We start from the raw sequence: 13,881 nt of genomic DNA, 5'->3' as shown, positions 1-13,881 counted from the left end.
GCGTGCGAACCTTGCGCGTGCGGCTGTCCTGACAAGACAGCCATCTTATAAGAAGACGCCGGCGTCTCCCTACAGCCCCAATGCGCTCAGGCCTGCATGATCGTCCGGTCGGCGCCCTAGCGGCCAGTGGAATTTCCGCTCGGCTTCGGCGATGGGCAGGTCGTTGATGCATGAATAACGACGCGCCATCAATCCGCTGTCCTCGAACTCCCAGTTCTCATTGCCGTAGGAACGGAACCAGTTGCCCGAGTCGTCATGCCACTCGTAGGCGTAGCGCACCGCAATGCGATGGCTTTCGAACGCCCACAGCTCCTTGATCAGGCGGTAATCCAGCTCCTTGGCCCACTTGCGGGAAAGAAACGCCTCGACCTGCGCGCGGCCCTCGATGAATTCGGCGCGATTGCGCCATGAGGTGTCCGGCGTATAGGCCTGCGCGACCTTGTGCGGATCGCGGCTGTTCCAGCCATCCTCGGCCAGTCGGACCTTCTCGATGGCCGATTCCCGGCTGAACGGAGGCAACGGAGGGCGTGACGAGGACTGGGACATGGAAGCTCCGTAGAGATTTAGGCCTGTAAAAGCCAGGCAGTCACGGGGGGCGCGGGAGAAAAACCCCCTCACACACGATGACAGGAGGATCGACGGCCCGCATCCCCAAAGTTGCCATCCCCGGGGCGGCAGTTGCGCGCGTGCCGACGATGCACCATCTTGTCGCTCCTTCAACGTACTGGAATCCCTCGCCGCATGTCCGCGCAAACGCCCGAAGAACACGAACTGGCCCAGCTGCTCGTCGAGAGCCTGAACCTGGAGGACGTGGACGCTGGCGCGATCGACCCGGAGGCCCCGCTGTTCAACACCGGCCTGGGCCTGGACTCGATCGATGCACTGGAGCTGGCCCTGGCCATCGGCAAGCGCTACGGCTTCCAGCTGCGTTCGGACAGCGAGGACAACCAGCGTATTTTCGCCTCGCTGCGCGCGTTGTCGGCGCATGTCCAGGCCAACAAGACCGTCTGAACCCGTCGCGCCGCAGGCCGATGCCGCCGCCCCGCCGTGGGCCGTCGGTGTCGCGCTGCTGCTGGCGATCGCCTACTCGCCGCTGGCCCACTGGGCCAACGCATCCGGCCGCAGCGACCTGGCCGTGCTGGCCGGCGCGGCGCTGGTGCTGATGCTGCTGGTCGAGCCGATGGCGCGCCTGCGCCCCTGGGCCTGGGGGCTGGCCGTGCTGTTGTTGCTGGCCCTGGCCCCGCTATGGGATTCCCCCCATGCGCTGGTCCTGCTGACGGCACCGCCGGTGGTGTTCACCGCCTGGGTGGCGTGGTTCTTCGGCCGCAGCCTGCTGCCCGGGCGGCAGCCGCTGATCGGGCGGATCGTCGAGGGCCTGTACGCCCAGGCCGGACACGTGCTCACCACCGAGCAGCGGCGCTACACCCGGCGCCTGACCGGCGCCTGGGCCTTGCTGCTGGCCGCCATGACCGGCTTGAACCTCCTGTTCGCCTTGTGTGCGGTGCCCGGGGGAGTCCTGGCCCAGCTGGGCAGCACACCACCGCTGACCATCCCCGATGCGCGCGCCTCGCTGTTCGCCAACCTGCTGGGGTATGGGGTGATCGGTGGGTTCTTCCTGGGGGAGTACGCCCTGCGCTCACGCTGGTTCCCGGTGCGTCCCTACCGCAACTTCGTGGATTTCGTGCGTCAGCTGGCCCGGCTGGGGCCGGGCTTCTGGCGCGACCTGCTGCGTTGAGCCAGGGTGGCGTTGTCCCAGGCGCGTGGCGAGTGCCGTTCACCGCACCAGCGCTGTTCACCGTTAAAAAATCGCAAATTCCGGCGACGCAATCGCGCCTTTGCCCGGTATGCTGTCCCGCATGAGCACCTCGACCGACAACATGGATGTGCAGTCGTCGCAGGCCTCCGCCTCGCTGGCCTGGAGTGTCTGGAACGCCTTGCAGCTTCTTTTCACCCTGACGTGGACGGCCGCGTGGATCTCCGTGGCGCTGGGTCTGCGCCTGGTCGGGGTGCCCACCGAGCGCGTGCTGCGCATGGCCGCCCGCTGCTGGGCGCCAGGCCTGACCTTCGGCGCTGGGGCGCGGCTGGTGGTCGAAGGGGGACAGGACATCGACTGGTCCCGCCCGCATCTGGTGGTGTCCAATCACCAGTCGGTGATCGATATCTGCGTGCTGTACATGGCCATTCCGGCGCCGCTGCGCTTCCTGCTCAAGGACGAGATGCTCAAGGTGCCGTTCGTGAACTGGTACGCCAAGGCCACCGGGATGCTGTTTCTGGACCGCGACAGTCGCCGCGCCGGCGCCATCGTGCGCCGCCAGGCCGCCGCACTGCTGCGGCGCGGGCAGAGCCTGTGCCTGTTCCCTGAGGGCACGCGCAGCCGCACCGGTGCGTTGGCGCCGTTCAAGGCCGGCCTGCTGCAGGCGGCCATCGATGCCGGCGTCCCGGTGGTACCGGTAGCCCTGGACGGTTGCGGCAAGGTGCTGCCGGCCACGGGTCTGTTCCGGGTGCGTCCGGGCACGATCCGCGTGCGCATCGGCACGCCGATCCAGGTCGGGCAGGACGAGGCGGCCCTGGATCGCCAGGCCCTGACCCAGCGCGCCCACGAGGCTGTGCGCCACATGCTGGAACCGCGGATCTAGAGGCCGTTCGACGCATCATGGAATTCGCAGTCCCGCACGACCATCCCGCGCTGCCTGGCCATTTTCCCGGTCATCCCGTCGTGCCCGGCGTGGTGGTGCTGGACCACGTCCTGGACGCGGTGGAAGCCGCGCATGGTCCCCTGCGTGGGGCGCTGCGCCTGCCGCAGGTGAAGTTCGTCCAGCCCCTGCTGCCCGGCCAGCCGGCGCGGATCGAACTGGACGGCACCGCGCCGCGCTGGAAGTTCCGCGTGCTGCGCGCCGACACGCTGCTGGCCAGCGGCGAGGTGGTGCAGGCATGAACGCGGCCTGGAAACAGCGCCCCGAGGGCGGCACGCGGCTGGCGCTGTGCCTGTTCCGGGTCGTCGCCTGCCACGGCGGACGCGGCCTGGCGCGACTGCTGCTGTACCCGATCACCGTGTACTTCATGCTGGTGCGCGGCCCCGAGCGCCGCGCCTCGCGTGCCTATCTGGCACGGGTGCTGGGACGCCCGGCGCGTTGGACCGACACCGCCCGCCACATCCATACCTTCGCCTCGGTCATCCTGGACCGGGTGTTCCTGCTGAGCGGACGCATGGACGCCTTCCACGTGGATGTCAGCGGCCTGGACCAGCTGCACGCGCAGATGGACAAGGGCCGGGGCGTGCTGATCTTCGGCTCGCACCTGGGCAGTTTCGACGCGCTGCGGGTGCTGGCCCAGGAGCGACCGGATGTGCAGGTCAGGGTGGTGCTGGACAAGGCCCAGGCGCCGGCGATGACCGAGGTGCTGGCCGCGCTCAACCCGCGCCTGGCCGACAGCATCATCGACGCCAGCCAGGACAGCACCTCGATCGTCATGGCGATCAAGCAGGCCACCGACGAGGGCCATCTGGTCGCGCTGCTGGTCGACCGCACCCGCCCCGAGGAGCCGGCGCTGCCGGCGCAGTTCCTTGGCAGCCAGGCGCAGTTCCCGACCTCGCCCTGGTTGATCGGCGCGGTGCTCAAGGTGCCGGTGGTACTGGCCTTCGGCCTGTACCACGGCAAGGCGCGATACTCGCTGACCTTCGAGACCTTCAGCGAGGGGCTGGACGTGCCGCGTCGCAATCGTGCGGCCAGCCTGGGAGCGCTCATCCGCGGTTATGCCGGACGGCTGGAGCATTACGTGGGCCTGGCGCCCTACAACTGGTTCAACTTCTATGATTTCTGGAACACCAAGCATGCGCAGGACGCTGCCGCTGCGGCCCTGGGCGCTGATGCTGACGCTGCTGTGCAGCGCCGCACCGCTGTGCGCCGCGTCGCCTGACGCGGTCGATCCGACCTGGATCCTGTCCAAGATCGCCCGCCCCGGTGCGATCACCACCCAGTTCGTGGAATTGCGCGGTTCGGCGCTGCTCAAGACCCCGCTGCGGGTCGAGGGCCGCTACGCGCGCGATGCCGACGACACCCTGGTGCGCGAGGTCACCGCGCCCTACCACGAGAAGATCACCCTCAAGGGCGACAGCGCCACCCTGGAGCGCGAGGGCAAGAAGACCCGAACCTTCTCGCTGTCGCGCGCGCCGGAACTGGTCGACCTGCAACGCGGATTTGGTGCGCTGTTGTCCGGCGATGCCACCCAGCTCGAGCAGCACTATGCCTTGAGCGCCAGCGGCACCCGCCAGGCCTGGCAGCTCAAGCTGGATCCCAAGGACGCCGCCGCGGCCAAGGCGCCGGTGCGCGAGATCCAGCTGTACGGCAAGGGCGCCGAATTGCGCTGCATCGAAACCACCGATGCCAAGGGCCAGGCCCAGCGCACGCTGCTGGCCGGCGCCGCGCAGGCGGCGGCAGGCGTGGATGACGGCGCGGCACTGACCGCGCTGTGCCACGGCGCCCACGGGTGAGTCTGCCCCCGATCGCGCGCACCGGCCTGGCTCTGCTGTGGCTGGCCGGGCTGCTGGCGCTGGGCGCGTGGATCGGCAACACGCTCAAGCTCTCCGGCGACCTGCGGATGTTCATGCCCGAGGCGCGCACCCCGGCGCAAAAGCTGCTGCTGGACGAACTCGGCGAGGGGCCTGGGTCACGCCTGCTGTTGCTGGCCGTCTCCGGCAGCGACCCGGCCACCTTGGCCGCGCAGTCCAAGGCCTTGCGCGCGCGGCTGCAAGCGCAGGGCGATACCTTTTCGATGGTCGGCAATGGTGACCAGTCCTTGTCCAACGCCATCCCGCCGCGCTGGATGCCCTATCGCTTCCTGTTGACCGACCGCTACGACGCGCACCCGCTGGATGCCGCCAGCCTGCATGCCGCCCTGGTCGAGCGCGTCCAGGATCTGGGCTCGCCGGCGGCGGACATGATCGAGCCGATGCTGCCGCGCGATCCGACCCTGGAACTGCTGCACGTGGCCGAGACCCTGCAGCCGGCCGATGCGCCGCAGCTGATCGACGGGGTGTGGTTCGACAAGGCCGGCAAACGCGCGTTGCTGGTGGTACAGACGCTAGCCGGTGGCTTTGATCCCAGCGGCCAGCAGCAGGCCGTGGCCGATATCCGTAGCGCATTCGCCGAGGTGGCCAAGGGCAGCGACAGTCAGCTGTTGCTGACCGGGCCGGGTGCGTTCTCGGTGGAGATCAGCACGCGCACGCAGAACGAGACTCAGTGGATCGGCATGTTGGATACCGTCGGCCTGGTCGTGCTGCTGCTGGTGGCCTACCGCAGCTGGAAGATCCCGCTGCTCGGCGTGCTGCCGCTGGCCAGCGCCGGCCTGGTCGGCATGATCGCGGTGATGCTGGTCTTCGACCAAGTGCATGGCATCACCCTGGCGTTCGGCTTCACCCTGATCGGCGTGGTCCAGGACTATCCGATCCATCTGTTCAGCCACCAGCGCCCGGGCCTGGCGCCCTACGCGAATGCACGCCACCTGTGGCCGACGCTGGCGACCGGGGTGGTGTCCACCTGCATCGCCTATGTGACGTTCTTCTTCTCCGGCGTGGAAGGACTGCGGCAGCTGGCGGTATTCACCATCTGCGGGCTGGGCGGCGCGGCGCTGCTGACGCGCTTCCTGCTCCCGGCGCTGATCGACCCTTCGCCACGCGACTATGCCGATTCGCGCCTGATGGCGCGGATGTACGTATTGATCGAGCGCCTGCCGCGCCCAGGCTGGCAGGCGCTGCTGGGGCTGGCGGTCGTCGCCATCGTGGTGATCGTGGTCATGCCCACGCCGTTCTGGCAGCACGACCTGTCCAAGCTGACCCCGGTCCCCACGGCCTCGCTGATGCAGGACCAGGAGCTGCGCGCCGAACTCGGCGCGCCGGACGTGATGTACGTGCTGACCGTGCAGGGCCCCACCCGCCAGGCGGCCCTGGACGCGTCGGAAGGTCTGCGCACGCGCCTGGACGCGCAGGTCGCCGATGGCAACCTCAGCGGCTATGACATGGCGGCGCGTTACCTGCCCAGCGAGGCCGTGCAGCGCCGTCGCCAAGCCCGGCTGCCCACGCCGGAAGCGGCGCGCGCGATGCTGGATCAGGCCGCCGCGGACCTGCCGTTCCGCAGCGATGTGTTCGCCCCGTTCCTGGCCGATCTTCAGCAGGCGCGCACGGCCAAGCCGCTGGACGTAGCCGACCTGGCGGGCACGCCGCTGGCTTCGCCGGTGCAGGGCCTGTTGATGGAGGGAGGCGACCATGTCACCGCGCTGGTCTCCCTCAGTGGCCTGCGTGATGCGCAGGCGCTGGCCAAGGCGGTGCAAGGCACCGGCGCGCAGCTGATGGACCTGCGCGAGGCCTCGCGCACGCTGGTGGGGACTTATCACCGGGTCCTGGTGGCCATGGCCGTGGCCGCGGTGCTGCTGGCGCTCGCGGTCAGCGTGGCGCTGCGTGAGCGCCGCCGCATCGTGCGGGTGCTGCTGCCGATGGGTCTGAGCGTGTTGCTGATCCTGGCGGTGCTGCGCGGCTTTGGCGTGGAGCTCAACCTGTTCCATCTGATCTCGATGATTCTCGGGGCCGGCCTGGGCCTGGACTACGCGCTGTTCTTCGACCACGCCGGCGACGATGCCGCCGACCAGCGCCGCACCCTGCATGCATTGATTGTCTGCAGCCTGATGACGTTGCTGGTGTTCGTGCTGCTGGGTCTGTCCAGCATCCCGGTGCTGCGCGCGATTGGCTCGACGGTGGCGATGGGCGTGGTGTTCAACTTCGCGCTGGCCCTGCTGGTCTCGCGCGAGCCGGTGGCACAGGTGATCGATGCGCGGGCGTGAGGCGATCGCCAGGCTGGTCCCGCACCAGGGCCTGATGTGCCTGTGGGACGAGGTAGTGGCCTGGGATGCGACCTCGGTTGCCTTGCGCAGCGTGGGCCATCGCGATGCGGACCATCCGCTACGTTCGCATGGACGCCTGCGCGCGGTGCACCTGTGCGAATACGGGGCCCAGGCCATGGCCGTGCACGGCGGCCTGCTCGGCCAGGCCAGCGGCGCGCCGGTGCGCCCGGGCATGCTGGTGGCGCTGCGTGGCGTGCAGTTGCACGTGGCCCGGTTCGACGACCTCGGCGGCGCGCTGGAAGGTCATGCAGAACTGTTGATGCACACCCCCGACAGCCAGCAATACGGCTTTCGCATCCTGCACGCCGGCGCGCTGCTGGCAGAAGGCCGCGCCTCGGTGATGCTGGGTCCGGCGCCCTGAGGTCGAGCTGTTGTTGTGGGAGTTTTCCATGGCGACGACGGGGCTTGGCCGGGCAGGCCATATCGCGGCTGTAGCCGCTCCCACAGGCAAGCGACTTCGACCTGCAGGGAATTGACTTTGACCAGATGCAGCGCCTCTGTTGTGGGAGTCGCCACGGCGACGACGGGGCTTTGCCGGGCAGGCCCCAGCGCTGCCTTGGCAGCAGCTCCCACCGCGGTGTGACCTCCTGCGGCTGCTAGCATGACGCGCATGAGTGCACAGACTTCAAAATCCGCGCGCCGCGCCCTGGTCACCGGTGGCAGTGGCGATCTTGGCGGCGCGATCTGCCTGGCCCTGGGTGCGGCGGGCTTTGAGGTGATCGTCCATGCCAACGGCAACCTGGCCAAGGCGCAGGGCGTGGCCCAGCAGATCATTGATGCCGGCGGCCAGGCCCAGGCGGTGGCCTTCGACGTGGTCGACGCCGAGGCCAGCGCGGCGGGGATCGCGGCGCTGCTGGAAGCCGGCCCGGTCCATGCCGTGGTCAACAACGCCGGCATTCATGACGACGCGCCGATGGCCGGCATGAGCGCGCAGCAGTGGCACCGCGTCATCGACGTGTCGCTGCATGGCTTCTTCAACGTCACCCAGCCGCTGCTGCTGCCGATGGCCCGCGCGCGCTGGGGACGGGTGGTGAGCGTGTCCTCGGTGGCGGCGGTGATCGGCAATCGCGGCCAGACCAACTACGCGGCGGCCAAGTCGGCGCTGCATGGGGCGACCAAGTCACTGGCACGGGAGATGGGCAGCCGCGGCATCACCGCCAACGTCGTCGCCCCCGGCGTGATCGAAGGCGCGATGATCGGCCAGGCCTTCCCACCGGAGGCGATCAAGCAACTCGTGCCGGCCGCGCGCGCCGGCAAGCCCGAAGAGGTCGCCGCGCTGGTGGCTTTCCTGTGCTCGGACGCGGCCGGCTACATCAACGGCCAAGTCATCGGCGTCAATGGCGGCATGGGCTGACCCCCGGCCGCCTGCGTCAAACAACTGGCCAACACCGATATCATCAACCCCAGACTCTAAACCCAACCGCTACTCAGGATAGAGGACGTCGAAAGTAGCACCGCAGCCGTAATACTGGTGCCAATGGCAAGCCAACCCACGGCGGTATTGGTCGCCACGCTTCCGCCAAGCCATGCATCCTCTTCTAGCCAACCCCCCCGCAGCCACAACCAAAAGAACCAAAAATAAGGACGCCGGTCCCCGAATTTTATTAATGTGAATTACATTAAGTTTCATATGCCATGTCATGCACCGCATCTTGGAGAGGAAGCGAGATTCTCGATTGCCACTTTAATCTTCTCTTCACTTTGGCACACATCACTTGCTTCAGCACTCAGCGGATATCCAATCCTCTTCTTGGCTCTCCGTACATCCTCTTGACATCTTTTCATCAGGGAGTGGGAATTGGAATTGGATATTAATCGTTTAAGATCGTTCTGATTCATTAATGATATATAGCAAGAAAAGTCCTCGGCTGCCCCTGCATCAAGTTTAAATCTAATGGCACTAAAAAGTTTTTCCTTTGCGGATTGATCTTGGCTCGCTGAGAATAGCGCCATGCTGGATTCGACTGGATCTACTCCCAAGCATGCGTAGTTATTCTGTACGCAAATGTACTTAGCCTGACTGCTTCGATGAGCCAGTAAAGAGGTGATTAATGCTTCTTCGGCAGTATTTAGGTCGCGCTCTGGTCGCCCGCTTTCAGCAGCGACCGCTCCCGCAGATAGATAAATCCCCGCGGACAAAACGGCCAAGCCGAAAAGTGGTAGAGAAATTTTTTTAATCATCTAGCTCACTCCAAAATGGCGGCGGCAGCCTCGGATTAAGAGTATCGATAACTCGAAGTGTGCTTCCTGGCTCGGCATCAAGTAACTTGTTTAGGCTACGTATGTCAGATGCTGATCCAGTTACGCATCCCTCAGAACAAAATTTAGGGCCAAGTGATGCACCAAATGCATTCGCACAACTATGACTCCGGAATAAGTCTCTTCCATAATCCTCAGTTCCAGGCATCGGTGCCAAAACGCGCCCGTTAGGCTTTGCTGTATATCCAGGCACCCACTTCCAATCGCCTTGTGGAATCGGGCCGCGATTTGCCAGATCAGTACAACGTGGATTGTTTTTGCAGCGAAGGCCTGATCCATTATTTCCCGATGCAGCTTTGATTGCGAATGGCGCCCCGTTTTCTGTGCTATCTGGCACACAAAACAGTTCTCCTTCGCTTATCCCGTAATAACAAGTGGCCAGTCCAAGCGGATCAATGTTGCTTATGGGACTCCCCCCGGCATAGGCATATGTACTGATCCCACCATCGAGCCCAATCGGATCACTCTGGCTATACCGCCCAGTGGTCGGCTCGTAATCCCGGAAGTAGTTGTAGTTGAGTCCCGTCGCCGCGTCGAACCGCTGCCCCGGAAACCGCATATCCAGTTTGAACGAAGTGCCATCACCATCCGGGTCCTCTTCCGGCGCGGTGGCGCCGAACGCCTCACCCTTCAGATCCCACTTCCATACGGCCTTGTCGGTCACCGGGTCGATCACCACGCGCGGACTGCCCAAGTGGTCGGGCTCGATATAGGTCAGTGCTCCGCTGGCCTCGTTGCGCAAACCCACCGGCAGATCGTCCAGCCAGATCGCCTGCTGGATGGGCGTGCCGTTGGCGCTGTAGTCGCCGATCCAATGCCCGGCCTCGTCGTAGAGCGTGTAGCGGCTGTCCGCGCCCAGGAAACTGCGCACCCGCTCGCCCTTGCCGTTGTACTGGTAATTGCGCACCGTCGCACCGTTCCGGCGCACGCTGCTCATCCGCCCCGCCGGGTCGTAAAAGAAATCCTGCGCGCTGCTGCTAATCCCGATGGTGTTGCCCGTCCTTTCGTAACGGCGCGTCAGACCGCCAACACTGCTCAGCCGATGACTGCTGCTCGGATAGGCATACAGCGTGGTGCCGCTGGCCGTGGTCGCGCTGGTGCGATTGCCGGTCTGGTCGTAGCCATAGGCATCGATCACCGCGCCGGTCGGACCATCCTTGAACTGAGTCAGCCGGTTCAAGGCGTCGTAGCCGAAGCTCACCTGGGGTAGTGTGGTGCCGGCCTGACGCAGTTGATCCACATTGCCCACCGCGTCGTAGTCCAACTCCATCGATAGGCCGCCTGGACCACCATCGTGGATGGCCAACGGGCGATAGTCCTGATCCAACGTGCGGCTGAGCTGGCGTCCATTGCCGTAAATCCAGCCGGCCACCGGACCGAACGCGTGATAGGTCGCGCCGGTCAGGAGGACCTGGCGTCCGCCGTCGGCGGGGGTGACGCCCACCTCGGTGGTGCGGCCTTGCGCATCGTGCTGGTAATCCACTACCGCGCCATCGGGATAAGTGATCGCGCTGAGCTGGCCGCCGGGTGCGTAGGCATAACGCAGCGTCAAGGCGACGCCATTGGTCGTCTGCACCTTGCGGGTCAGATTGCCGAAACGGTCATAGCAATACTGCGCGAAGCCGCTGGCGTCCTGCAGCTTGCTCAAGCGTCCGACCGTGAAGGTTTCACCAGCAGCGCACACGCTCTGCGTGGCGTCGTAGGTATAGGTGACGTTGAAGCTGGTGTTGGCGTAAGCCTGCTCAGTCAAACGATTGAGCGCATCGTAGGTGTAGGTGGTGATCCTGCCCTGCGCATCGGTCTTGCCGACCGGGTTGCCGGCGCTGTCGTAGGTGTAGCGGGTGGTGCCGGTGTCGGGGCTGACCAGCGTGGTCAGATCGCCCAAGCCATTGTAGGTGTAGGTGGTCTTCAGGCCCTTGGGGTCGGTCACTTGAGTCAGGTTATCCAACGCGTCGTACGTGAACTGGGTCTGCGCGGCAATGCCGCCCGGGTCCTGCAGCGTGCGCTTAAGCCGGTCGAGCGGATCATAATCCTGCTGGGTGATATGGCCCAGCGCATCGGTGATCGCAGTGTTGTTGCCATTGGGGTCGTAACCGAAGTCGGTGGGGTTGGCCGCGGCATCGGCGTGCGTCTCCAGCTGGCCGAGCTGGTTGTAGACGCGTGAGAGCGTGCGCTTGAGTGTGCCGCTGGCATCCTTGGTGTCTTCGGCAATCCGGTTACCCGCATTGTCCAGGGTGTAGTGGATCGTGTTGCCCGTGTTGTCGCTGATATCGGTCAGGCGATGGGCCGCGTCGTAGGTGTAGGCGGTGAAGGCGCCATCGGACTGGGTGAGCTGCTTGACCAAGCCAGTGGGCCAGTAGGCGATGGTCGTAATGCGGTCGTCCGATTCGCTATCGTCGTTGGTGCCGCGCAGCTTGATGGCGGTCAGCCAGCCGCGCGGGCTGTAGCTGTAGTCAGTGATCATGCCATTCGGGTCCTTGACCGACAGCTTCCGGCCGGCCGCATCGTAGGCCAGGGTCTCGGTGACTTGACCCAAGGCGTTGGTGACCTTCCACAGGTCTCCCTTGCGGTAAGCGCAATTGCCGCCAGTGGCGCAGCCGGCATCATCGGCTGGGTAATAGGCGTACTGGGTGAGGTCGGTCACGTCCGTGCGCGAGCCGTCGACCGATTTCACTAGTCCCAGGATAGGGCAGACGCTGCCGCTGGCAGATACGTCAGCGGCCTCACAGTAGGCGAATGTCGTCATCCGTGACAGCCCGGAGTCCAGGTCGGTCGTGATCACCGAAAGAGGCTGCAAGCGGGCATTGCGGGTGTAAGAGGTCAGGCGGGCATCCGATTCGACCGAAGATCGCCGGTTGAAATTGGCCAGCGTCCGGGTCGTCGTGGTCCGCTGAGTAGGCAGTCCCTGGCCTTCCTGGACAGTATGTACCTCCAGTGCCGCCGTGCCCTTCGTCGCCTCGGCATAGGTGTGCTTGGTGATCACACCATTGCGATCGGTCTCGGTATCCAGGCGGCGTCGAAAATCGGCAGATTCGGGATAATAGGTGCGATCGCTCTGCCCCGCCTCGTCGCTTGCACCGGAAAACTGTGGTGGACGCCCAGTTGGCGTGCCGACCAATCCGTACGTGGTCACATTTCCAAGCGGATCTTTCGCAATGGAACCGCCGGTCGCCGGGTAGGTCAGTGTGAATCGATCAATCCCGTTGGCATGAGTGGTGCTGCTCGCTCTGCCCGCCGCGTCATAGGTAAAGGTGCTGTAGCGTTGCCCGTCTTCGCGCGTAACCCCGGTAAGCAATGCGGGAAAGGCAGGGTCTTCATAGTGGTACTGCACATTGCGGCCATCCGCGTAGCTAGCGGTCGCCAGCATGCCGCCAGCGTCGTAGCCGTAGGCGACTAAGACCACGCCTTCACTGGCAATGCTGGTCAGTTTCCCGCTTGCCTGGTCGCCGTCGTAGACCAGTTGCAGCGAGCGACCGCTCGAGCCTGCAATGGTGGTCAGCAATTTCCCTGTATAGCCGTAGGTCCACTGGAGGCCGCTATCCAGTCGTTGCCAGAGAACCTTGCCCTGCGCGTCGAAGCACAGGGTGCGGTCGGCCCGCTCCAAGACCCACTCGCCATTCTCCTGGCGCAGTACATCGCCGCTGCCGTCACTAGCCAAGTAGGATGTGCCTTGTAGGCGGAAAGGAATCTGGAAGCCCTGCGGGTTAATGTAAGATACTGTCAAGCTGCCATCGCTATCAGCAGCAATATTTAATCGGATCGCGTGTTCATGGCCCCAACCCGCTCCGAATCCTGAAGTGCCGGTACCAATGACGGAATGGAAATGGCGGGTAAAATTAATCCAGTCCAGTCCAAAATCGATGGCTGACTCATGCTTATCCCCTGTTGTTGGATCGCAGGGGTTGCCTATGCATTGGTCACTTTGCGCGACGAGCCGAGAGTAATAACTTTTCAACGATACAAACCGAGATTCGCACATGTGGCTAGATGTGTTCAACTTTCTCGATTTGAAGCAGTCTGTCGTGCGTCGACGGTAGACTGTGTGGTATCCATTAAATCCAGATGGACAAGTCGTGGTGGGAGAAGCGTGATAGTAGTAATTCAAGGATTCGGACTTGGAATCTCCGTTATCTCCCCGCTCCAAGATTTTTGCATTTTCCCAGCCCTCGTGTGTAACGTCGACCGCAGTATCGGCTCCACATAGATTCACCATGTTGCCTACCAGGTAGGCGACCACCTGCTGATCATCCTCAGGATCGTCATGATAAATGTCAGTGTTGCCGCTACGGTGATATCTGTAGTAGTGCCAGGGGCCGATGGCCGTATTGACAGGCTCGATTCCATAGAAATATATAGATTCAATCTCAGACGTTTTTACCGAGGAGACGGTCCATTTGGCGTCGGGGGGAGACTGCGACTTCCACTTTACTTGTATGGCATCTTGTACCGATCGCTCGCTGCTATAGCCGACATTGACGCCGATGTCAGTCGACTTCCAGGTCGTCTTGATTTCTTGGGAGATCGCATACTGCGTGGTCGCCACCATTGCCAGCATGATTAACATCGCTTGCTTGGAAGACGAATAGATGTATCTAGGCAGTGCCCTCAGGATCGTATATAGCGACCGTCCGAATAATTCCATGAAAATCCCTTTTTCAAGATGACACGTCGCGCGACCTTGAATATCGAAACGCGCAGTTCCATCGACCAGGTGAGTGAGCTCAAGTGCAT

12 protein-coding genes are annotated in these 13,881 nt (G+C 64.1%); 9 read left to right on the top strand and 3 right to left on the bottom strand.

Going from position 1 to position 13,881, the window contains the following annotated elements:
• Positions 1-69: 69 nt before the first annotated feature.
• Positions 70-546: a nuclear transport factor 2 family protein gene (locus PJ250_RS05565; protein WP_271647565.1), complete on the bottom strand. Its 477-nt coding sequence runs from the start codon at positions 544-546 to the stop codon at positions 70-72.
• Positions 547-741: 195 nt separating this feature from the next.
• Between PJ250_RS05565 and PJ250_RS05560 the strand changes: the two genes are divergently transcribed.
• The 9 genes from PJ250_RS05560 to fabG all read left to right on the top strand — a co-directional run bounded on the left by PJ250_RS05560 (position 742) and on the right by fabG (position 8,245).
• A complete protein-coding gene (locus tag PJ250_RS05560) occupies positions 742-1,011 on the top strand; it encodes an ApeE family acyl carrier protein (protein ID WP_271647564.1) in 270 nt (89 codons plus the stop codon).
• Complete coding sequence (locus PJ250_RS05555) at positions 986-1,735, top strand: COG4648 family protein (protein ID WP_271647563.1); 750 nt, start codon at positions 986-988, stop codon at positions 1,733-1,735. Before PJ250_RS05560 ends, PJ250_RS05555 begins: the two co-directional genes overlap by 26 nt.
• Positions 1,736-1,856: 121 nt before the next feature.
• Entirely contained in the window at positions 1,857-2,636 is a 780-nt protein-coding gene (locus PJ250_RS05550) for a lysophospholipid acyltransferase family protein (protein ID WP_271647562.1), read from the top strand.
• Between the two features lie 17 nt (positions 2,637-2,653).
• A complete protein-coding gene (locus PJ250_RS05545; protein WP_271647561.1) occupies positions 2,654-2,935 on the top strand; it encodes an ApeI family dehydratase in 282 nt (93 codons plus the stop codon).
• Positions 2,932-3,915 carry a lysophospholipid acyltransferase family protein gene (locus tag PJ250_RS05540; RefSeq protein WP_271647559.1) on the top strand — a complete coding sequence of 328 codons (984 nt, stop codon included), beginning with the start codon at positions 2,932-2,934 and terminating at the stop codon, positions 3,913-3,915. Before PJ250_RS05545 ends, PJ250_RS05540 begins: the two co-directional genes overlap by 4 nt.
• Positions 3,830-4,489 carry a LolA-related protein gene (locus tag PJ250_RS05535; RefSeq protein WP_333909504.1) on the top strand — a complete coding sequence of 220 codons (660 nt, stop codon included), beginning with the start codon at positions 3,830-3,832 and terminating at the stop codon, positions 4,487-4,489. Before PJ250_RS05540 ends, PJ250_RS05535 begins: the two co-directional genes overlap by 86 nt.
• Positions 4,486-6,831: an MMPL family transporter gene (locus PJ250_RS05530; protein WP_271647558.1), complete on the top strand. Its 2,346-nt coding sequence runs from the start codon at positions 4,486-4,488 to the stop codon at positions 6,829-6,831. The genes PJ250_RS05535 and PJ250_RS05530 overlap by 4 nt, the downstream gene beginning before the upstream one ends.
• The gene (locus tag PJ250_RS05525; protein ID WP_271647557.1) at positions 6,818-7,252 is read left to right on the top strand and encodes a hotdog family protein; all 435 of its coding nucleotides are present in this window, start codon (positions 6,818-6,820) and stop codon (positions 7,250-7,252) included. Before PJ250_RS05530 ends, PJ250_RS05525 begins: the two co-directional genes overlap by 14 nt.
• A gap of 249 nt (positions 7,253-7,501) precedes the next feature.
• Positions 7,502-8,245 (top strand): 3-oxoacyl-ACP reductase FabG, encoded by a 744-nt coding sequence (fabG, locus tag PJ250_RS05520; RefSeq protein ID WP_271647556.1) that lies wholly within the window; start codon positions 7,502-7,504, stop codon positions 8,243-8,245.
• A gap of 284 nt (positions 8,246-8,529) precedes the next feature.
• Here the strand turns inward: fabG and PJ250_RS05515 are convergent, their stop codons facing one another.
• Positions 8,530-9,072: an Imm57 family immunity protein gene (locus PJ250_RS05515; RefSeq protein ID WP_271647554.1), complete on the bottom strand. Its 543-nt coding sequence runs from the start codon at positions 9,070-9,072 to the stop codon at positions 8,530-8,532.
• Positions 9,065-13,792 (bottom strand): RHS repeat-associated core domain-containing protein, encoded by a 4,728-nt coding sequence (locus PJ250_RS05510; RefSeq protein ID WP_271647552.1) that lies wholly within the window; start codon positions 13,790-13,792, stop codon positions 9,065-9,067. The genes PJ250_RS05515 and PJ250_RS05510 overlap by 8 nt, the downstream gene beginning before the upstream one ends.
• Between the last annotated feature and the right edge of the window lie 89 nt (positions 13,793-13,881).

The organism is Pseudoxanthomonas sp. JBR18, assembly GCF_028198165.1.
In the GTDB taxonomy this organism is placed as follows: Bacteria; Pseudomonadota; Gammaproteobacteria; order Xanthomonadales; family Xanthomonadaceae; genus Pseudoxanthomonas_A.
Note: the sequence above shows the minus strand (reverse complement) of the source record. Positions and strands in the feature narration are given on the sequence as shown.

Excerpts from the sequence above, each read along its gene's own strand:
- PJ250_RS05525 (WP_271647557.1), top strand. The coding sequence starts at position 6,818 with ATGCGCGGGCGTGAGGCGATCGCCAGGCTGGTCCCGCACCAGGGCCTG.
- PJ250_RS05550 (WP_271647562.1), top strand. The coding sequence starts at position 1,857 with ATGAGCACCTCGACCGACAACATGGATGTGCAGTCGTCGCAGGCCTCC.
- PJ250_RS05555 (WP_271647563.1), top strand. The coding sequence starts at position 986 with ATGTCCAGGCCAACAAGACCGTCTGAACCCGTCGCGCCGCAGGCCGAT.
- PJ250_RS05540 (WP_271647559.1), top strand. The coding sequence starts at position 2,932 with ATGAACGCGGCCTGGAAACAGCGCCCCGAGGGCGGCACGCGGCTGGCG.
- PJ250_RS05515 (WP_271647554.1), bottom strand. The coding sequence starts at position 9,072 with ATGATTAAAAAAATTTCTCTACCACTTTTCGGCTTGGCCGTTTTGTCC.
- PJ250_RS05565 (WP_271647565.1), bottom strand. The coding sequence starts at position 546 with ATGTCCCAGTCCTCGTCACGCCCTCCGTTGCCTCCGTTCAGCCGGGAA.
- PJ250_RS05560 (WP_271647564.1), top strand. The coding sequence starts at position 742 with ATGTCCGCGCAAACGCCCGAAGAACACGAACTGGCCCAGCTGCTCGTC.
- PJ250_RS05510 (WP_271647552.1), bottom strand. The coding sequence starts at position 13,792 with ATGGAATTATTCGGACGGTCGCTATATACGATCCTGAGGGCACTGCCT.
- fabG (WP_271647556.1), top strand. The coding sequence starts at position 7,502 with ATGAGTGCACAGACTTCAAAATCCGCGCGCCGCGCCCTGGTCACCGGT.
- PJ250_RS05535 (WP_333909504.1), top strand. The coding sequence starts at position 3,830 with ATGCGCAGGACGCTGCCGCTGCGGCCCTGGGCGCTGATGCTGACGCTG.
- PJ250_RS05545 (WP_271647561.1), top strand. The coding sequence starts at position 2,654 with ATGGAATTCGCAGTCCCGCACGACCATCCCGCGCTGCCTGGCCATTTT.